Annotated in this window: 20 protein-coding genes; 9 read left to right on the top strand and 11 right to left on the bottom strand. The window is 37.4% G+C overall.

The features are described from left to right. From ribD to AC2TFD_RS15735, 8 genes are all read right to left on the bottom strand, one after another. Positions 1–1,101: a bifunctional diaminohydroxyphosphoribosylaminopyrimidine deaminase/5-amino-6-(5-phosphoribosylamino)uracil reductase RibD gene (ribD, locus tag AC2TFD_RS15770; protein WP_484673542.1), complete on the bottom strand. Its 1,101-nt coding sequence runs from the start codon at positions 1,099–1,101 to the stop codon at positions 1–3. Next, positions 1,094–1,849, bottom strand: coding sequence for a GTP cyclohydrolase II (locus AC2TFD_RS15765; RefSeq protein WP_484673541.1), 756 nt, complete (start codon positions 1,847–1,849; stop codon positions 1,094–1,096). Before AC2TFD_RS15765 ends, ribD begins: the two co-directional genes overlap by 8 nt. A 131-nt stretch (positions 1,850–1,980) precedes the next feature. After that, a complete protein-coding gene (locus AC2TFD_RS15760) occupies positions 1,981–2,604 on the bottom strand; it encodes a pentapeptide repeat-containing protein (protein WP_484673540.1) in 624 nt (207 codons plus the stop codon). Between the two features lie 62 nt (positions 2,605–2,666). Continuing rightward, entirely contained in the window at positions 2,667–3,386 is a 720-nt protein-coding gene (locus AC2TFD_RS15755) for a YebC/PmpR family DNA-binding transcriptional regulator (protein WP_484673539.1), read from the bottom strand. A 169-nt stretch (positions 3,387–3,555) separates the two neighbouring features. Beyond that, the gene (locus AC2TFD_RS15750; protein ID WP_484673538.1) at positions 3,556–4,356 is read right to left on the bottom strand and encodes a hypothetical protein; all 801 of its coding nucleotides are present in this window, start codon (positions 4,354–4,356) and stop codon (positions 3,556–3,558) included. Between the two features lie 139 nt (positions 4,357–4,495). Further along, positions 4,496–4,705 (bottom strand): CDGSH iron-sulfur domain-containing protein, encoded by a 210-nt coding sequence (locus tag AC2TFD_RS15745; RefSeq protein ID WP_484673537.1) that lies wholly within the window; start codon positions 4,703–4,705, stop codon positions 4,496–4,498. Positions 4,706–4,710: 5 nt separating this feature from the next. Beyond that, positions 4,711–5,358, bottom strand: coding sequence for a GTP cyclohydrolase I FolE (gene folE / locus AC2TFD_RS15740; protein ID WP_484673536.1), 648 nt, complete (start codon positions 5,356–5,358; stop codon positions 4,711–4,713). A 24-nt stretch (positions 5,359–5,382) separates the two neighbouring features. Next, positions 5,383–6,066: a helix-turn-helix transcriptional regulator gene (locus AC2TFD_RS15735; protein ID WP_484673535.1), complete on the bottom strand. Its 684-nt coding sequence runs from the start codon at positions 6,064–6,066 to the stop codon at positions 5,383–5,385. A gap of 274 nt (positions 6,067–6,340) precedes the next feature. Here AC2TFD_RS15735 and AC2TFD_RS15730 point away from each other — a divergent pair, with 274 nt between their 5' ends. Further along, entirely contained in the window at positions 6,341–6,955 is a 615-nt protein-coding gene (locus AC2TFD_RS15730; RefSeq protein ID WP_484673534.1) for a VanZ family protein, read from the top strand. Between the two features lie 59 nt (positions 6,956–7,014). Here AC2TFD_RS15730 and AC2TFD_RS15725 read toward each other — a convergent pair whose 3' ends face one another. After that, entirely contained in the window at positions 7,015–8,370 is a 1,356-nt protein-coding gene (locus tag AC2TFD_RS15725) for an arsenic transporter (RefSeq protein WP_484673533.1), read from the bottom strand. Positions 8,371–8,569: 199 nt separating this feature from the next. Beyond that, on the bottom strand, positions 8,570–10,171 hold the full coding sequence (locus AC2TFD_RS15720) for a hypothetical protein (RefSeq protein ID WP_484673532.1): 1,602 nt from the start codon (positions 10,169–10,171) through the stop codon (positions 8,570–8,572). Between the two features lie 293 nt (positions 10,172–10,464). Between AC2TFD_RS15720 and AC2TFD_RS15715 the strand changes: the two genes are divergently transcribed. From AC2TFD_RS15715 to AC2TFD_RS15685, 7 genes are all read left to right on the top strand, one after another. Continuing rightward, on the top strand, positions 10,465–11,532 hold the full coding sequence (locus AC2TFD_RS15715; protein WP_484673531.1) for a CotH kinase family protein: 1,068 nt from the start codon (positions 10,465–10,467) through the stop codon (positions 11,530–11,532). 152 nt (positions 11,533–11,684) lie between these two features. Further along, positions 11,685–12,230 (top strand): hypothetical protein, encoded by a 546-nt coding sequence (locus AC2TFD_RS15710; RefSeq protein ID WP_484673530.1) that lies wholly within the window; start codon positions 11,685–11,687, stop codon positions 12,228–12,230. A gap of 64 nt (positions 12,231–12,294) precedes the next feature. Continuing rightward, positions 12,295–13,551: a hypothetical protein gene (locus AC2TFD_RS15705; protein WP_484673529.1), complete on the top strand. Its 1,257-nt coding sequence runs from the start codon at positions 12,295–12,297 to the stop codon at positions 13,549–13,551. Between the two features lie 169 nt (positions 13,552–13,720). Next, on the top strand, positions 13,721–14,392 hold the full coding sequence (locus AC2TFD_RS15700; RefSeq protein WP_484673528.1) for a DUF2642 domain-containing protein: 672 nt from the start codon (positions 13,721–13,723) through the stop codon (positions 14,390–14,392). 224 nt (positions 14,393–14,616) lie between these two features. After that, the gene (locus AC2TFD_RS15695; protein WP_484673527.1) at positions 14,617–15,807 is read left to right on the top strand and encodes a M14 family metallopeptidase; all 1,191 of its coding nucleotides are present in this window, start codon (positions 14,617–14,619) and stop codon (positions 15,805–15,807) included. Further along, a complete protein-coding gene (locus AC2TFD_RS15690; protein WP_484673526.1) occupies positions 15,804–16,220 on the top strand; it encodes a hypothetical protein in 417 nt (138 codons plus the stop codon). The genes AC2TFD_RS15695 and AC2TFD_RS15690 overlap by 4 nt, the downstream gene beginning before the upstream one ends. Positions 16,221–16,224: 4 nt before the next feature. Continuing rightward, positions 16,225–16,617, top strand: a complete 393-nt coding sequence (locus AC2TFD_RS15685; RefSeq protein WP_484673525.1) for a thiol-disulfide oxidoreductase DCC family protein — start codon at positions 16,225–16,227, stop codon at positions 16,615–16,617. 164 nt (positions 16,618–16,781) lie between these two features. Here AC2TFD_RS15685 and AC2TFD_RS15680 read toward each other — a convergent pair whose 3' ends face one another. After that, positions 16,782–17,192, bottom strand: coding sequence for a VOC family protein (locus AC2TFD_RS15680; RefSeq protein ID WP_484673524.1), 411 nt, complete (start codon positions 17,190–17,192; stop codon positions 16,782–16,784). Between the two features lie 476 nt (positions 17,193–17,668). Between AC2TFD_RS15680 and treP the strand changes: the two genes are divergently transcribed. Next, positions 17,669–19,093: a PTS system trehalose-specific EIIBC component gene (treP, locus tag AC2TFD_RS15675; RefSeq protein ID WP_484673523.1), complete on the top strand. Its 1,425-nt coding sequence runs from the start codon at positions 17,669–17,671 to the stop codon at positions 19,091–19,093. The last annotated feature ends 68 nt before the right edge of the window (positions 19,094–19,161 follow it).

Raw genomic sequence — 19,161 nt, 5'->3', positions numbered from 1 at the left:
TTATAACTCCTCATGGGTGTAAACTGGATAACCTATAAATTTATAATCTTTACCGATTTGCTGAAGCGCTAGATTTGATAACTCAACGGCGTCTTTCATTTTATCCATACCAGCCCCTGCAAGGAAGGAAGGTGCATGCTGACCGCCAATGATTTTTGGAGCAACGTAGAGCACTACTTTATCAATTAATTTTTTTTCTAAAAATGACCAGTTTACCGTTCCTCCACCTTCAATTAAAACGGAAGATACGAGCTTTTCACCTAGTATTTGTAAGACTTCAGCAGGATTAACGGTTGATCCGCTCGTTTGAAAAACAGCTATTCCTAAGTCCTCTAAATTTCTTCGCTTGTCTTTATCGCATCGTTCACTAGTAAAAATCCATGTTTCCGCCAATTTATCAGTAACCAATTTAGCATTCAATGGAATTCTTAATGTGGAGTCCAAAACAATTCGAATGGGATTCCGCCCATTTGGTATTCGTGTAGTAAGCTCGGGATTATCTTTTATGACCGTGTTTACCCCTACTAGTATCCCCATGTTCTCATTTCTAAGATGGTGGACATCTTCTCTTGCTGCTTCAGAAGTAATCCATTTGCTGTCAAAAGAATGGGTGGCGATTTTTCCGTCTAAGGTAATTCCTGCTTTTAGTGTAATAAATGGCGTTTTCTCAACAATAAACTTATTAAATACTTCATTCATTTGTTGAGACTCTTCTTGACGCACTCCAATAATTACTTCGATTCCAGCCTCTTCTAAGATTTTTACCCCGTTCCCTGCTACAACTGGATTTGGATCCAGTGTGGCAATCACAACTTTTTTAATGCCTGCCTCTACGATGGCTACGGCACAAGGTCCGGTTCTGCCATAGTGTGAGCAAGGTTCAAGTGTCACATAAATGGTTCCGCCTTTTGCTTTCTCACCAGCCATTCGAATCGCGTGTATCTCAGCATGTGGTTCTCCAGCTTTTAAGTGGGCACCAATCCCAACTACCCGGTTATCATTGACAATAACTGACCCAACTAACGGATTCGGGTCAGTCTGCCCTTTCATCGCCTGGGCATTTTTTAAAGCTAAATCCATATAAAATTCATGATTAGTCATTTGGACAAGTCCCCTCATCTTCTTCTAGATGACCAGACTTATTTATTTTTGTCTGTAAATATTTCTCATTATACTCAGAGATATCTCCCCATAAAGGCTGCCGTCCTGAAACCTCTAGACCTGCTTCTTTTAAGGCGTTTAATTTTTTAGGATTATTCGTCATTAATGTAACGGGTTTTTGACGAATTGCCTTTAGAACACTGATGGCATCACTATAGTTTCTAGAATCATCCACAAATCCAAGTCCTTCATTTGCTTCAACGGTATCATACCCGTTTTCTTGAAGAACATAGGCCATTGCTTTACTGAATAAACCAATACCTCTTCCTTCATGGTTTGCTAAATAGAATAATGCTCCAGTTCCATGTTCCTGAATGATTTTCATTGATTTTTTTAACTGATAACCGCAATCACAACGCTTACTTCCGAAAATATCACCTGTATGACAAATGGAATGCATACGAATAATCGCGTCTTCGCCAAATTCAAAGTCCCCATAAACTAAAACACTTGATTGTTGAAACTCCGCTAAATTAGAGGATGACAATTTATCAATAATTCTTTCATAATCCTCTGTTACCTCATCACAATTTAACCAGCAGTACCATTTGAATTGAACGGTTTCGCCGTATAAATTCACTGGGAGTTTTATTGGTCCAACTAAGTAAATAGCACCTTTTTCTGTTTTAATTAATTGAACTTTATCTTCTAATACAGAAAGTACCTTAGAGTCTAGAGTTTGTTTCATTAAATGATCCCCTTTTTTCATTAGTTTGTCGTATTCATTTTTATTTCATGCTGAGGTCCAGCTGGTAGAGTTTTCAAAATCTGTTTGAATGGTTAGAAGGAGCAACCTAATGAGACTGCTCCCGAATATTTTTATTTTATTATCAAGCCTAATAATCGTGCAAATCCTACGGCTTGATCTGTAGTAACTTTACATCCGACTAAATCAGGAATCGATACATTTAGTTGTTCAAAAGTGCAGCTGCTTAAATCGATTCCCTTCAGCGGGGTACCCTCAAAACTCGCTTCATTTAGATCACACTCTTTAAAAAATACGTGATTTAATTTAGATTCAAAGTAATCAGCATTTCTTAAAGAACAAAAATCAAAACGAACATGCTTTAATTTTGAATATCCAAATGAAATTAAATTGGCATTGCAATCTTGAAACAGAACATTTCCGAGTGATGAGTCTGAAAGGTTAAGACCAAGTATTTTGGAATCTTTAAACTCCACACGATGAATGCTTCCGTTACTAAAATCAGTATTGGATAGGTCACAGTGATCAAATATAACGTCCGTTAATTCAATATTTTTAAACGATACATCGTGAAAAATTACATTCTTAAAAACGACTTGCTCAAATCTTATTCTATGTATATCTTCACTACGGATAGAACAATCACTTATGTAACACATTTCATAATAAAGTTCTTCATTTAGATAGAAGTCCAATGGAGTTAAATCTGGTGGAATTTTGGGATTTTGAATTTTCACTGATTGTGTCACCTCGCTCAAAAGAGAAGACCTCTGTTCACAACAAAGGTCTTCTTGTCGTTTTATTCACCTAAATCAACGTTGTGGTACACACGTTGAACATCATCTAATTCTTCTAATACATCGATCATTTTTTCGAATTTAGCCTGCGCGTCTTCCGGAAGAGTTACTTCATTTTGTGCAAGCATGGTTAATTCCGCTACGGTAAATTCAGTAATTCCAGCATTCTTAAATGCTTCTTGTACAGCGTGGAACTGGTCTGGTTCAGCGTAAACAATTACCTGCTCCTCTTCTGCAAGAATATCACGTACATCTACATCTGCTTCCATTAAGATTTCTAGAACATCATCTTCCGTTTTTCCTTCGATACCAATGACAGCGGTTGAATCAAACATGTATGCAACCGAGCCGCTGACCCCCATGTTACCGCCATTTTTACCGAATGCAGCACGAACATCAGATGCGGTACGGTTCACGTTATTCGTTAAGGCATCGACAATAACCATTGAACCATTTGGACCAAACCCTTCATAACGAAGCTCTGAGTAGCTTTCTTCTGATCCGCCTTTTGCTTTTTCAATGGCACGGTCAATAATGTGTCTTGGTACATTATATGTTTTTGCTCGTTCTAAAACAAATTTTAAAGCCTGATTTGATTCAGGGTTTGGTTCCCCTCTTCTAGCTGCTACATAAATTTCTACTCCAAATTTTGCATAAATACGACTAGTATTTGCATCCTTTGAAGCTTTCTTTTCTTTAATATTGTTCCATTTACGGCCCATCTTGTCCACTCACTTTCAATTGACTCTAACAAAAATAGTAATAGAAATAGACTGCTACTTCAATCATTTTTTGAAATGGAGTTCTACCAGATAATATTATACCGTAATTGTTTCATTTGTTAAGTATTTATCGTCCAAACAATGAATAAAAGTCAGGGGTCCTGACTTTTTAAGATAATTTTAATTTTGCTATAAATTTGATTTCGTTTTGAAATTTCTCGAGGATTTCTTCAAAAGAGGATTGTATGAGAAGAGGAAATAAGTTTTCGAGTGCTTCTGGATAATTTTGACCTAACGCTTCCCGTAACAGAACATATTCATGGAAAAGAAGGGCTTTTTCAAAATCAATTCCAAGCTCGTATAAGCCCCTAAATAAGCTTTCTTTTGGGATTCGCTTAATCTTTTTATATACTTTTTCATTTTTTTCAATAAATTTTTCTTCCAAATATCTTGTCACATAATCTCTGTAGACCATTTGCCCGATATCATTTGTTTCTTTTTTTGTATGATTAAAACCAATCACTCTGCCCTCTTTGTTCTCACGAATAATAAACGTTTTGTTCCCTTTTAATTGCTGAATGAAATTTTTTACACTTTTATCAAAGATTTTATCAAATTGGATAATTTGATGGAGTTTAACAGCAAAGTCTGTATTTTCTTCTCCAACAACAAATAACCGATCCACAATAGGTAAAAGCTTTAAAACGCCTTCAGAAAGTTGGCTTGATGCATCATAAATGATAATGTCATATTCCTTCTTCATGTTTGTGACGATTTGTTTTTGTTTTGTGAGTGTTAATTTAGAAAATTCATGGATCACTTCATTTGTAAGCCCTTCCTTTTCTAAAGTTCCATAGGAAATGAATGCTGTTGATAAAGACGTATTCATTTTAAGCCAATGATAGATGGATAAAGACAATTCCGTAACACCAGATTTCGCTTTTGGCGAATAAAAGCCGACCACATACATTTTACTCACCTGCCTTTTATTACTATAGTATTTTTAGAATGAAATAACGTTAAAGACAAACCCTCCCTTTGCTTCTTTTTTTGAAAAAAAGGCTGTTATTTCAAAATTAAATATAAAAAAGAATGACATTATGTCATCCTTATTTGTATTCCCCTGACACTCTTGGACTGCTTTCAAATCCTCCACGTTTATGGGATCCATCACAAAATGGTTTTTTATTTGAAAGTCCACAACGGCACAGATAAACCTTCGGCTTTTTTGGAAATTCATTACCTTCTGAATCATAGAGCTGGAAGTCACCGCTAACTTCCAATGGTCCATTATCTGAAATTTTTATTTGATTATCCATTTTCTTCACTCCCTTGAATTCTTTATTAATGAATAAAATTCAGCACGTAAATCAGCTCTTTTTTCATATATACCTCGAATACTAGAGGTTGTCGTAACGGCATTCGCTTTTTTAATGCCCCTTGAGCACATACACATATGTTTTGCTTCAACCATCACGATCGTTCCCTCCGGCTCTAAAACCTCTTCTATGGCTTGTGCGATTTGGGTTGTAAGTCTCTCCTGAACTTGAAACCTTTTAGCATATCCTTCCACTACACGGCCAACCTTTGAAAGTCCTGTGATTTTTTCATTTGGGATATAACCAACATGGGCCATTCCAAAAAAAGGAGAAAAATGATGTTCACATAACGAGTAAAATTCAATATCCTTAATGAGAATTAATCCATTATGTTGAATATCAAACGTTTTTTCTAAATGCAGCTTTGGGTCTTCACGATATCCCTCTGTGGATTCAAGGAAAGCTTTAAGGATTCTAAATGGAGTGTCTTGCAAACCATCTCTTTCCGGGTCGTCTCCACAGAGTTTTATCAATTCTTTAATCGCTTCCGAAAAACTTGCAAGTTCCGCTAAGCTGCCGTTTTCATCAATCGACTGTTGGCTAAACAATTTAGGGAATTTCTCACGCAAAAGTAAATACTGCTCACTCGTCATGTTCACATCATCCTTTTGTTATTTTTAGGACAGTTCATCCTCAATGATGATACGAGAGGTCTTTTCATTAACGGGCTCATCTAAAAGAAGTTGAAAAATGCAGCAGTCATCACCATTCTGAAGCTTCTTCACTCTTTTAACTGAACAGCCTAATAAATGGGTTAGAACGGAAACCGAAACACTGCAAAGGATTGGCCGCTCTATTGCAACATTGTGAAATGGACAATTTCGCTCAATAAGGGAATAGGAATTATTTTTATATTCCATTTCCATAAACGAATCATCTTTTTTATAGAAATCCTTTAGAGCATGCAACCGTTCTACCGTGGTCATTCCCTTTAATTTAGGTTCCCATTTAGAGATTCTTTCCTCAACCATGGAAGAAAGGACTTTTTTGAGTGCATCATCTCCTAGTTGCTGGAGCATTGTATCTAATACTTCAATGGTTAAATGGTCGTAATCTTTTTCGAACATATGTTCCCCTGCCTTGGTTAGTCGATAGTGTAAGATAGGACGGCCAATCCCATTGTTTTCTGAAAATCGTTTAATCCATCCTTCTTTTTCTAATTGTAAAAGGTGCTGCCGAACAGCTTCACTACTAATTTCTAAGAAGGAAGCGAGCTCGCTCATGGATGAGGAACCATTATTTTTAATAAGGCGGATAATCCTTTGGCGTGGTTCTGACAAATGATTCGCACGAAAACTCATCTTCTTCCCTCCAATCCTGCCGTTGATTAAATATATTCAGGAATCAAATGAATTGTTCAAGATTTTTATTGAAAAAATTGATTAATTAGGATGCTAAAATGGAAAAAAGCCCTTTCTGATGAAAGGACTGGAACAACTTACATTCTCATATTCATATGGTACATCTCCATAGAAAAATTTTTTTTTTACTATATGCAGGGCAGATCTCCAAGGAATGGGCTTGTTCTAGCTTCATTTCAAGCTGAATCAACGGTCATGTTGAGTTGGTGTTATAATGAAAGAAATAATAAATGAGGTTGATTGTGCGATGAAAAAGTCACTTTTAATATCTTTATTAGTAAGTATTGTTCTTTTTGTTTCATTTTCGAGCGTATTATTTCAATTGATCTCTTATCTCCACCCTATTGTTTTAGTTGTTGTCTTTTTCTGTATGGTTTTAGCAGTTATCTTAATTGTAATATTCATACGAAATGAAACAATAGAGCTTTCATACTTACATTTTCGTAATCTATTACTACTCTATTCTATCGCTTTATTTATGTTGTTATTCTTTCGACCTGGTAACCAAACCTATCAGACCATAAACCTTATACCCTTTTCCACCATATCCTATTATCTATCTGGACAAGTGAACAGCTTGATTTCTTTTTATAATTTGGCAGCTAATATTGGCTTGTTTATACCATTTGGCTTATTTTTAAAGGTAAAAAAACGGTCTCCTATACGACTATTATATCTCCCGATCATATACATTTCGTTAATAGAATTACTGCAATACATTACTCATAGAGGCAGTTTGGATATCGATGATCTGATATTAAATGTACTTGGATTTTTTATAGGATATTTCTTTTACCCAGTCTTCAATCGGCTTTTTAAGGTCATATAAGGAAAAGACTCATGCTTTAGATTGTTCCCAAAAATAAGGACCACCTATTGGTGAGTCCTCTATACATAAACGAGTAAAAGCCATAAATACAAACTCACGAGTGTGAAAATTAATGCTGGAGGAATAACGATGATGGTAACACGTAAATATTCCAGCCAAGTTATGTTAATTTTATTTGCCCTTAGGATGTGCATCCAAATTAATGTTGCTAACGTTCCAATCGGAAGTAATAAAGATCCAATGTCACTTCCAATAATATTGGCAAGGTATACTGTTTTCAGTGTAAGCGGTTGTAATCCCATTTCAGTTAGAGTTATGGTCGCCACCATTAATGCAGGATGATTATTGAACAGGTTCGATAAAACCCCAGTTAATACACCCATTGTAATACTAGCATGGAACAAACTGCCTTGAACGAGAGAACTTAAATGATCCACTAAAAAGTTAGTTAACCCTATATTATGAAGACCGTAAATGATGATGTACATATTAAATGCGAAGATTAATATATGCCATGGTGTTTTAAATAACATATCCTTCGGACTTACTCCAATCTTAATCCATCTCCACACGAGAAGTATGATTGAGCCAATTACTGCTACTAACGAAACAGATATTCCTATAAACGATGCAACGAAAAGACTAATCCGCATAATAAACACAAATATTAGCATTTGAATCATAATCTTTTTTTGTTTGTCAAAAATTTCTTCAGAATTTTTCTTTAAAGGGTGATAACGGTTATTTTGATGTAAGGGAATCGAGTAAGAATGGAAACGAAGCTTTTGCGGCAGTTCCTTTTTAAATACAAGGAATAATAAACAGGATAGGAATACCAATCCTAGAGTACCAGGTACAAACATCATAGCGGTATGAAGATAAAGATCCATTCCGATAATTTTTAAAGCAATTAGGTTTACAATGTTACTTACACCTATAGGTGCACTTGAGGCTGTTGCTATCAATGCACCACTTAGTAAATAGGGAATCATTTGCCGTTTCTTTAGTCCTAAATGTTTAAGTATTAAAATTAAAATTGGCGTGGTAATTAATATACTCCCATCATTGTTAAAGAATAGTGTCATTAAAAAGCATAGCAGTAATGTATACCAAAACAATCTTATCCCCGAACCCTTTGATACTTTTAACATCAAAGCAGCTGTCCATTTAAAAAATCCAAAGCTTTCAAGAATGATGGCCATGACGATTGTCGCTATAATTGTAATCGCGGCTCCGGTTACTTTTGAACTTATATCTAATAAATCTGTGAGAGATACACTTCCGCTAAAAAAAACAAGTACAGCTCCAATAGTTGCCGGAATGGCCTCGTTCATATTTTTCGGACGGATAAATATCATCACCATGGTTAGGATAAAGGCAAATATGGTTATGATCACCGTCGATGGATGATACATATATTTTTTTCTCTCCTTTCAACATTCTAAAATTACATTCTGCGGATCTCCTTTTTCTGTTCTTCTCTTGTCCTTTGCTTTATCATACGTAGTTGTTAGGGGGCTTGAACTAAACGAATATCTTGAATTTATGTAAATCAGCGAGTAACTAGAAAGTTTTTTTAAATAGCGTATAGATTTATGCCCATCTATATGAAGCTTAGCAATCACATATAGATTCATTCATAGGCAGCAGTTTAGCTAGAAGCAGGAAAAAGAAAAACCGGTACTCTGAAGTACCGGTTTGGGATTCATTATTCTTTCTTTTTGGATCCTTTCGTTCCTTTTTTACCTTTAGAATCTTTATTTCCTCTTCCCTTTTTATTTCCTTTAGAACCTTTACCGCCCTTAGAGCCCTTATTCCCTTTTGATCCTTTGCTTCCACCGGAGCCTTTACTGCCTTTGGACCCCTTGCTTCCACCGGAGCCTTTACTGCCTTTGGACCCCTTGCTTCCACCGGAGCCTTTACTGCCTTTGGACCCCTTGCTTCCACCGGAACCTTTACTGCCTTTGGACCCCTTGCTTCCGCCAGAACCTTTACTGCCTTTGGACCCCTTGCTTCCGCCGGAACCTTTACTGCCTTTGGACCCTTTGCTGCCGACTGAACCCTTACTGCCTTTAGACTTCCGGTTTTTAGCATAACCATAACCGCCCATGGATCCTTTACCGCGACCGCCTTTGGATCCTTTGCTGCCGGCGGAACCGCGACTGCCTTTGGATCCGCTGCTGCCGGCGGAACCGCGACTGCCTTTGGATCCTTTGCTGCCGGCGGAACCGCGACTGCCTTTGGATCCTTTGCTGCCGGCGGAACCGCGACTGCCTTTGGATCCTTTGCTGCCGGCGGAACCGCGACTGCCTTTGGATCCTTCGCTGCCGCTAGAGCCACGACTGCCTTTTGATCCCTTACTTCCACCAGAGCCTCTGCTTCCGCCTGAACGGCGACCGCCTTTAGACCCCTTGCTGCCTTTTCTTCCCTTTGGACCTTTTGGCCTCTTTTTAGCTCCACCTGAACCTCGTGAGCCTTTGCTGCCTTTGGACCCTTTACTTCCGTCAGAGCCTTTGCTGCCTTTGGACCCTTTACTTCCATCAGAGCCTCTGCTGCCTTTGGACCCTTTACTTCCGTCAGAGCCTCTGCTGCCTTTGGACCCTTTACTTCCGTCAGAGCCTCTGCTGCCTTTGGACCCTTTACTTCCGCCAGAGCCTTTGCTGCCTTGAGATCCTCCGCGACCGCCATAACCATAACCGCGCATGGATCCTTTACCGTGGCCACCTTTGGAACCTTTGCCACCGCGGGAACCTTTACTGCCTTTTGATCCTTTGCTTCCGCCGGAGCCTTTACTGCCTTTTGATCCTTTGCTTCCGCCGGAGCCTTTACTGCCTTTTGATCCTTTACTGCCACCAGAACTCCGTCGACCCTTTCTGCCTTTAGGTCCTTTTCGGCCTTTTGGCCCCTTTGGACGCTTCCTTGAACCCTTGCTGCCTCTACTGCAATCACAGCCGCATGATCCATGACTTCCTCTTGAACCCCTGCTTCCTTTAGATCCTTTGCTGCCTCTACTGCAATCACAGCCGCATGATCCATGACTTCCTCTTGAACCCCTGCTTCCTTCAGATCCTTTGCTGCCTCTACTGCCATCACTGCCGCATGATCCATGACTTCCTCTTGAACCCCTGCTTCCTTTAGATCCTTTGCTGCCTTCAGATCCCTCGCTTCCACTTGAATCTGAATTACCGCAGAAACATTTATTGTCTTGCTTGTCATCTGGATTGTTATCTAGAAATAAAACTACTCCATTATCTTCGGCCATAGACAGCAATTGTTTCATGTCTTTCCCCATCTTGGTTTCCCACCACTTTCATAAATAGTTTTTACACTTTCTAATTTATGGTTATAAAGTGGAACTTGATATAGACAAACATTTATTTTTTATAAATCATTTCAATTTGCTCGAGCCTAAACACATGCCCTATATCGAATATATAGATGTTTGTACTGCACATTCAACGAAGGTATTGCATACTATCTAGAAAAAATGTATGTATAGGAGTATTTACGTGTTAAAATACGAAATCTTCATAAATCCAAAATGGCTTCAGAAGATGGAAGATGATATTTGGGAGGATGAACACGTCCCAGCAAAATTAAGAATTGAAGGAAAGCTTTACAAAATAGGACTCACTTATCGAGGAAATGTTATCCGAAAGAAAAAGAAAAAGTCCTATAATATCATTTTCCAAAGCCCATACTTCTTTAATGGTGCTCACGAAATTCATCTAAATGCAGAATACGATGACTTATCGCTAAGCAGGAACAAACTCTCACTTGATTTTTTCGATCGTATTGGTGTGATTTCACCTCATTCTAAGCATGTACTTCTTTATATAAATGGTTTTTGTAAAGGTATTTACTTAGAGTTGGAATCATTTGATCAACATCTTTTGAAGAAAAGAAAACTTCCGGATGGTGCGATCATATATGCTACGAATTATTTTGCAAATTTCTCATTACTCTCCCCAGAAAATGAACTAAAATCAAGTTTGGATGAGGGTTACACGATAAAATATGGGGATCTAGAGGATCTTTCATTCTTAGAAAACTTTATTGAAATAATCAACACTTACAGCAATGAAGAATTTGCAAAAGAAGTAGAAAATTACCTTGATATTGAGAAATACCTAAAATGGCTTGCAGGAGTAGTTTGTACACAGAATTTTGATGGCTTTATTCATAACTATGCTCTTTATCGAAACAGCAAAACAAAAGTGTTTGAAATTACACCTTGGGATTATGACGGAACTTGGGGTAGAGACCTTCATGGCAGATTGTTAGACCATGACTTTGTGCCTATAAGTGGTTATAATACATTAACCGGACGACTCCTCCATATTCAACCATATAAGGAAAAATACAAGGAAATCTTGTCTTCTATCTTAGAATATGATTTTAATCTGGAAACATTAGAACCAATTATTGAAGGTCAATTTCAAACACTAAAGCCTTTTATCTCTTCGGATCCTTATATAAAATTGGACCAGAAACAATTTATAAAAGAAAAAAATGTCTTTCTCCGATTTATTGAGAAAAGAAATAACTACTTAAAAACAGAAATGGCTGCTCTTTGACCTTTTCAATCTGTATATGGTTTCCATATACCTTTTTTTTGCCTATTTTTTCAAATAGATAAGAAAAAAGGCTTGTCGTTTAGTACAACATCACACCATGACACATATAAATGCAGTGTAAAAGTTTATTTATTTAAAGGAGGATAAATATTGTGAATAACGACATGTGGAAGTCTTTAGTGGGGAAGACGATCAAGGTTGATAGAGGCGGTCCAGAATCAAGGATTGGAAAATTGATGGCTGTTCTTGATGACCATCTAGTACTTTTGACCAAGGATGACGGTGTGCTTTATTACAATACACACCATGTCAAAAGTGTAACAGAAAATTCAAAGGACACAATGGATCTTGGAATTGAGGTTCCAGAGAATTTCGAATATAAAAAAGCCGATAACTTCCAAGGTCTTTTAGAATGCCTAAAATTCCAGTGGGTAAGAATTAACCGTGGAGGCCCAGAAAAACTTGAAGGAGTTATTAGTGAAATAAACAAAGACTTTGTATCGCTAATTAGTAAAGAAGAAGTTGTTCGGGTATCTAAGTGGCATATCCGAAATGTCAGTTATGGATTAAAAATCGAAAGTGAAAAACAAGAAGAAAGTAAGGATCAGGGTTCTCAAGAAAACACTATGTCTCAAACAGAAAAGCAAGTAGTTAGACAAAGGGTCGTTCGTGCAGAAAATTCACAAGTAAGACAATGAAAAAATTAATATTCTTGTCGCTTCTCCAGAGAAGCGACAAATTTACCCTAAGGAGGAACATTAAATGGGATCAGATAATTTTTCATCTACCGTAGATTTACTAAAAGGTTATGATGTGAATCTATATGTTGGTGAAGAAATTATAAAAGGAAAATTAATGGGCGTCGAGACCGATCATATCATCCTAGAAGATGAAAATAATTACGTCTATTATTATAGCATTGATAAGATACAGGCGATTACGAAAAACACAAAACAATATAAAGGTGAAGAAATAACCACGGAATTTATGAAAACGCAAAGTTTAGCGGACCTATTAAGCTCATTAAAGAATTCATGGGTATCGATTTTGTGCTTAAATAAACAATCTTTCAGCGGCGTTCTAAGTATCGTCGATGCGGACTTTGTTACGCTAATCAATGGTGAAGAAAGGATCTTAATTAAAATCTCTCACATTTCAAATATATTAAAAGGCTATAGAAAAGAAGTGAAAGAAGAAAAACAACAAGAAGACAATGAAACACAATCGGTTGTTTCTGAAAGTAAGCAAGATGAAAAAGAAGACAATTATGTTGAAACTCAGGTATTCATAAAGTCAGAATCTAATCAACAAAAACATGAAGTAGTCAATGAAGTAGTCAATAAACCTGAGATAGTCAATATTGTTGAAAATGGTGCGATTGTCACCCCAACATCAAGCATAAATCAAATAGATGATGGGAAAAAGAATTGGGCAGAACCTATTAAAAGCACTTCACCATCTGCAAAGGTCAACAATGAAAGGAAAAAAGTTAAAGAAGATAAAGAACAAAATTCTCAAATTGAGAGTTTGAAGACGAAAGAAAATGTTAAACAAATCAGCAAAAGCGAAAATAAATGGACAAAAACTGAAATCCCTCTTGCTTCCAAAGAAGAAGTTAAAAAACAGAATACAGATGTTGTGATTCAGAACATTGTTAAACATGATAAAGAAAATATTCAAAAACCAGCTGCATCCATCATCGATAAAAGAGCACAAATAAAACAGCCTGCTCGAGAGCAAGTAAAATCTGAAATTCCAAAAAAAGAAGCAACAGCAAATTCTACACAAGAGTTATTGAATAAAGTTAAAAAAGCAAAACAGACGATTGATACAAATCCACTTATGAAAATAGAAAAGAACAAGAAGGACAGTGCAGAAAGTAAGAAAGAAGAAAGAAAACCTAAAGTACAGGAAGTAGGAGCATCCCGTTTTTCAGGTGAACCAGCCATGCGTGATTTTGACCGTAGAACCATTTTCTCTGGATGGCCAAATCGAAATAATTCGCAAAGACGCATTTAAACCTACCTTACCATATGCCAGCAAATGAATATCCCTAACACTTCTGTTCCTATACCAACTCATTCCCATAATAAATACTACAATAAAGAGCAGGGCATTAAATCCTAAATCGTGTATGTTGGAGCCCGCTCTTTTTGTAGAATCATTTTACTAGAAAGGGTGTGATGGAATGAAATTAAAAGACCATATTGGCACCTATATTAAACTTGAAATCTCTGGGAATAAACCAATTAGCGGAATCTTAATAGACATTGGCAGTGATTTATGGGTTATTTATAATGGTTATGATTATTTATATATTCCTACCGTTCATATTCAAAATTGGAAGTTTCCGAAAAAAGAGGAAATTGACGAAATCATAACGTTATCAGATGATCAATCTCCAATATTCAACCCTAATGAGGAAATTTCTTTAAGAAAAACCCTGACAGCCGCAAAGGGTATTTTTACTGAAATCTACGTAACCAGTAAACAAGCATTGCATGGTTACATTATCAGCATTATGAATAATTATTTCGTTTTTTACTCTCCTATATACAAAACAATGTTTATTTCCCTCAACCATTTAAAATGGTTAATTCCCTATACAAACAGCCAGCGTCCCTATGGGTTAAGCAATGCAAATTTACCCGTAAATCCTACTAACATAACATTCGCACGATCATTCGAAGTCCAGATTGAAAAGTTAAATGGAACCTTAATTGTGTTTAATATTGGGGAAAATGAAAATGTTATGGGGAAAATTATAGGGATTAAAAATAATTTCGTTGAATTAGTAACCGCAAAAGGAGATTCGGTCTTTTTAAATCTTCAGCACATTAAAACTGTTCATATGACCTAACACCAAAGCCTAACCTACTTGTTTTACAACAATGGGCCAAGCGCTCAATAAAAATTTCTATAGAGTGTCTAATCGGCACTCTTTTAATTATGTGCAAATCGGCTTTAGGATTTTTACATCACGCTCACGAAAACCACACCTTAATAATGAACATACCTACATAAATGCTTAGCACTGATGCATACATTTTTAATAAAACCACTATTGAACATCAGGAGGATTACATGGACATCTATGTTAGGCAAGGTGATTCATTATGGTACTACAGTCAACTGTATGGGATAAATCTGCAGCTAATCTTGGATTCTAATCGGGATATTCAACCTAGTTCTCTGACCGCCGGGCAGCGGATTCGTATTCCTGGGTTTGCTGCTCAAGATTATCAAATTAGACGCGGAGACTCTTTCTGGAGAATTGCTCAAAGCAGGAATCTCTCGCTTGACGCACTGCTGCTTGTAAACCCAGATGTGAATCCGAATCAACTTCAGGTTGGGCAGACGGTTCGTGTTCCATTACGTATTACGTGGAGACTGGTTCAAGGAAAACAGCATTATGATTATAGTCGGACGATGAACGATTTAGCTCGTTTACAAAATGTTTATCCCTTTCTGCGTGTAACTAATATTGGGAATTCTGTACTAGGCAACCGCATTCCCGAGGTTCTTATAGGCAAGGGCGGAAAAAGAGTGCACTATAATGCTTCCTTCCATGCGAATGAATGGATCACCACCCCGATTTTAATGACTTTTTTGAATGATTATTGTTTATCACTTACGAATGGTACCTCTATACGAGGGTTAACTTCCTATCCGTTATATAATCAAACGATGTTATCGATTGTACCTATGGTAAATCCTGATGGTGTGAGTCTTGTCATGAATGGGCCTCCTGAAAATGAAACATGGAGAAATAGAGTAATAGAACTTAACCGTGGCAGCACTGATTTCTCTGGCTGGAAAGCAAATATTCGAGGTGTTGATCTCAATGACCAGTTCCCTGCTCGCTGGGAATTGGAGAAGGCTAGGAACCCTGGGCAACCGGGTCCACGGGATTATGTAGGTGAGCATCCATTGTCGGAGCCTGAAGCCATCGCGATGGCTGATTTGACACGACGGCGTGATTTTGCCCGAGTACTCGCCTTTCATACTCAGGGTCGAGTAATTTACTGGGGCTTCGAAAACCTGGAGCCTCCAGAATCTGAAATACTGGTTAACGAGTTTAGCAGAGTCAGTGGTTATGAGGCTGTTAAAACAATCGAAAGTTATGCTGGCTATAAGGACTGGTTTATACAAGACTGGAGGCGGCCAGGATTTACCGTCGAGCTTGGAACGGGAACCAACCCCCTCCCTCTTACTCAATTTGATGAGATATATGAAGAAACACTGGGGATCTTTTTGGCGGGGCTGTATATGTGACGTTTGGAGACCTATTTCCTTGTGAAATGGGTTTTCTTATTAGGTGTTTTGGTTATGCGCCAGTATTTCTGGCTATGCGCCAGTATTTTTGGTTATGCGCGAGTATTTCTGGTTATGCGCCAGTATTTACGGTTAAGCGCCAGTATTTCTGGTTAAGCGCCAGTATTTACGGTTATGCGCCAGTATTTTTGGTTATGCGCCAGTATTTCTGGTTAAGCGCCAGTATTTCTGGCTATGCGCCAGTATTTCTGGTTATGCGCCAGTATTTCTGGTTATGCGCCAGTATTTTTGGTTATGCGCCAGTAATTCTGGCTATGCGCCAGTATTTTTGGTTATGCGCCAGTATTTTTGGCTATGCGCCAAAGCAATTTTTAACTATACTAATAATATGTAGCATCAAGGAAATTAGGTGAAAATATGGAAAAAATCATCTTATTTGATGGGGTCTGTAACCTTTGTAATAGCAGCGTACAATTTATTATCAAAAGAGATCCAAACGGTCACTTTAAATTTGCTTCTCTCCAAGGTGAGGTCGGACAAAAATTACTAAAACAATATGGATTTGAAAAAGAGAGCGACAGTTTTGTTTTTATTGAAAATCAAAGGGCTTATACAAAATCGAGTGCAGCATTACGCATATGTAGGAATTTAACTGGATTTTGGAAAGCTTTAGCCATATTACAATTCCTCCCCTCTTCCTTCAGAGATTTCTTTTACGATGTAGTTGCAAAAAATCGGTATAAATGGTTTGGAAGACAAGATAGCTGTATGCTGCCAACCAAGGAAATGAAAAAGCGATTCCTTGATTAAAAAATTTATTAAAAATGGACAGGTTCACTACATGCATGTACCATGAAGTACATATACTGTACTAACCCATGATACAATACCTCCTTTAGAAAGTGGCCCCACCACTTTCTTTTTTTTTGGAAAACAAAAAGCACTCCATGAAAAGTGCTTTTTGTTTTCCAAAATTAGGATTTTTGATAATTTAATTCCCAAATGGTGCCAAATTGATCTTGAACCCTTGCATATTTAGCTCCCCAAAACGTATCCTCGAGCTCTTGTAGTGATTTTCCATTCTTGCTAAGAGCATCGTAAAGATTTTGAATTTCCTCTTCACTTTCTGGCTCAAGCGTCAGCGAAATATTTGATCCTACTACAACCGAATGCCCTGGGAATGTATCAGAAAACATAATCGAGATATCACCTTTTTTGAGATGCCCATGCATGACTCGATCATCCGCTCCTGGTGGAGTTGGGTAATCGGCTTCCCCAAATGTTTGTAAATTGATTATTTCAGCTCCTAATACTTCCCTATAAAACTCCATAGCTTGTTTCGCATTTCCGTCAAAAGAAAAATATGGCGTGAGTTGCCCTTTCATAAAAAACACTCCTTTCCTTCATTTGCACAACAATATATTAGTTTTTCATAAAATACAGATTTTAAACAATAGCACAAAAAAAGACCTTTGAAACAAGGTCAAAGGCTAAAGGAGAGCTTAGTGGTCAAGGCTAAGCTCCAGTTTTAGGAGGTCTAAACTCAGAAGAATTTAAACAAGAACATCATAGCATTTTTTGAAAATTCGTTCAATAGTTTAAAGCGTTAAAGTTAAAAAGTTAAGAACTTGTAATAATACTTACTATAATCCTTATTAGTGCTCAATTTTTACTCTATTTCACAACTAGAATATATTTGTTGACAACCTTGTATATACAAGTTAGAATGTAACCGTAAACAAAAACTTGTATATACATGTTTGGAAGCAAATGCAGAAACCTACGTGAACATGTAAATACATGGGAAACAATATTAGGTAAAGAAGTGGTTCAATTCCATTTCTATTAGGGGGAAATTGTCATGACTAAGTTCACTGAGCCGGCAAAAGAACTGCTCGAACATGTTGGTGGGAAGGAAAACATCGCTGCTGTTACACATTGTGTAACCAGAATGCGGTTCGTCTTAAATGATCCAAGTAAGGCAGATGTTTCAAAAATTGAAGCAATTAAACATGTAAAGGGTACTTTTACCCAAGCAGGACAATTCCAGGTCATTATCGGAAACGATGTTTCTACGTTCTATAATGATTTTGCCAAAGTAGCTGGAGTTAGTGAAACAACGAAAGAAGAAGCAAAAGTTGCTGCTAAGCAAAATATGAACTGGCTGCAGCGAATGATTGCTCACCTTGCTGATATCTTTACACCATTAATCCCTGCACTAGTTGTTGGTGGTTTAATCCTTGGATTTAGAAACGTAATCGGTGATATTAAGCTACTTGAAGATGGAACAAAAACGATTGTTGAAGTTTCTCAATTCTGGGCTGGAGTTCACGCTTTTCTTTGGTTAATAGGTGAAGCAGTGTTCCACTTCCTGCCGGTCGGAATAACATGGGCCGTCGCCAGAAAAATGGGTGCAACACCGATCCTTGGTATCGTCCTTGGTATTACGTTAGTATCTCCTCAATTACTAAATGCATATGGCGTTGCAGGGGCAGAAGAAATTCCTACATGGGATTTTGGCTTTGCTCAAATTGAAATGATTGGTTATCAAGCTCAAGTAATTCCTGCTATTTTAGCTGGATTCCTACTCTCTTTCTTAGAATTAAGACTTAGAAAAATTGTTCCAAATTCAATATCTATGATTGTCGTACCATTCTTAGCGTTAATTCCAACTGTATTAATTGCACATACTGTTTTAGGTCCTATCGGTTGGACAGTTGGTTCATGGATATCTGATGTTGTCTATTCAAGTCTAACCTCTGCTTTTGGCTGGTTATTTGCTGCTATCTTTGGTTTTGCTTATGCACCACTTGTCATTACAGGTTTACACCATATGACAAATGCGATAGACCTTCAATTAATGTCAGAGCTTGGCGGGACAAACCTATGGCCAATGATTGCCTTGTCAAATATTGCACAGGGTTCAGCTGTTCTAGCGATGATCTTTATCAATCGTAAAAATGAAGAAGAAAAACAAGTTTCCATTCCAGCAGCGATCTCTTGTTACCTCGGTGTTACAGAGCCAGCGATGTTCGGGATTAACTTAAAATATGGCTTCCCTTTCCTTGCAGCTATGATTGGTTCTCTAGTAGCAGCCGTCATTTCTGTAGGCAGTGATGTAATGGCAAACTCAATCGGTGTCGGGGGTCTTCCTGGATTCCTTTCTATCCAGCCGCAGCACATGATGATGTTTGCAATTGCTATGCTTGTGGCGATTGTGATTCCATTTATTTTAACCATCATCTTTGCAAAAACAGGTATGAACAAAATTTCTTTTAAAAAATAAAACTCCAATTTAGGAGGGAGAGCATCTCCCTCCTTTTCATTATTAGATTCTCAAAAAATATAGGCAGG

The sequence above is a fragment of the Neobacillus sp. plas4 genome, assembly GCF_057221695.1.
Note: the sequence above shows the minus strand (reverse complement) of the source record. Positions and strands in the feature narration are given on the sequence as shown.

What these genes read in the sequence shown, in the direction of transcription:
- folE (WP_484673536.1), bottom strand. Translation starts at nt 5,358, where the DNA reads ATGACGAGTGAGCAGTATTTACTTTTGCGTGAGAAATTCCCTAAATTG.
- AC2TFD_RS15750 (WP_484673538.1), bottom strand. Translation starts at nt 4,356, where the DNA reads ATGTATGTGGTCGGCTTTTATTCGCCAAAAGCGAAATCTGGTGTTACG.
- AC2TFD_RS15695 (WP_484673527.1), top strand. Translation starts at nt 14,617, where the DNA reads ATGGACATCTATGTTAGGCAAGGTGATTCATTATGGTACTACAGTCAA.
- AC2TFD_RS15735 (WP_484673535.1), bottom strand. Translation starts at nt 6,066, where the DNA reads ATGAGTTTTCGTGCGAATCATTTGTCAGAACCACGCCAAAGGATTATC.
- treP (WP_484673523.1), top strand. Translation starts at nt 17,669, where the DNA reads ATGACTAAGTTCACTGAGCCGGCAAAAGAACTGCTCGAACATGTTGGT.
- ribD (WP_484673542.1), bottom strand. Translation starts at nt 1,101, where the DNA reads ATGACTAATCATGAATTTTATATGGATTTAGCTTTAAAAAATGCCCAG.
- AC2TFD_RS15730 (WP_484673534.1), top strand. Translation starts at nt 6,341, where the DNA reads ATGAAAGAAATAATAAATGAGGTTGATTGTGCGATGAAAAAGTCACTT.
- AC2TFD_RS15720 (WP_484673532.1), bottom strand. Translation starts at nt 10,171, where the DNA reads ATGACAAGCAAGACAATAAATGTTTCTGCGGTAATTCAGATTCAAGTG.
- AC2TFD_RS15705 (WP_484673529.1), top strand. Translation starts at nt 12,295, where the DNA reads ATGGGATCAGATAATTTTTCATCTACCGTAGATTTACTAAAAGGTTAT.
- AC2TFD_RS15700 (WP_484673528.1), top strand. Translation starts at nt 13,721, where the DNA reads ATGAAATTAAAAGACCATATTGGCACCTATATTAAACTTGAAATCTCT.
- AC2TFD_RS15755 (WP_484673539.1), bottom strand. Translation starts at nt 3,386, where the DNA reads ATGGGCCGTAAATGGAACAATATTAAAGAAAAGAAAGCTTCAAAGGAT.
- AC2TFD_RS15725 (WP_484673533.1), bottom strand. Translation starts at nt 8,370, where the DNA reads ATGTATCATCCATCGACGGTGATCATAACCATATTTGCCTTTATCCTA.
- AC2TFD_RS15680 (WP_484673524.1), bottom strand. Translation starts at nt 17,192, where the DNA reads ATGAAAGGGCAACTCACGCCATATTTTTCTTTTGACGGAAATGCGAAA.
- AC2TFD_RS15685 (WP_484673525.1), top strand. Translation starts at nt 16,225, where the DNA reads ATGGAAAAAATCATCTTATTTGATGGGGTCTGTAACCTTTGTAATAGC.
- AC2TFD_RS15765 (WP_484673541.1), bottom strand. Translation starts at nt 1,849, where the DNA reads ATGAAACAAACTCTAGACTCTAAGGTACTTTCTGTATTAGAAGATAAA.
- AC2TFD_RS15745 (WP_484673537.1), bottom strand. Translation starts at nt 4,705, where the DNA reads ATGGATAATCAAATAAAAATTTCAGATAATGGACCATTGGAAGTTAGC.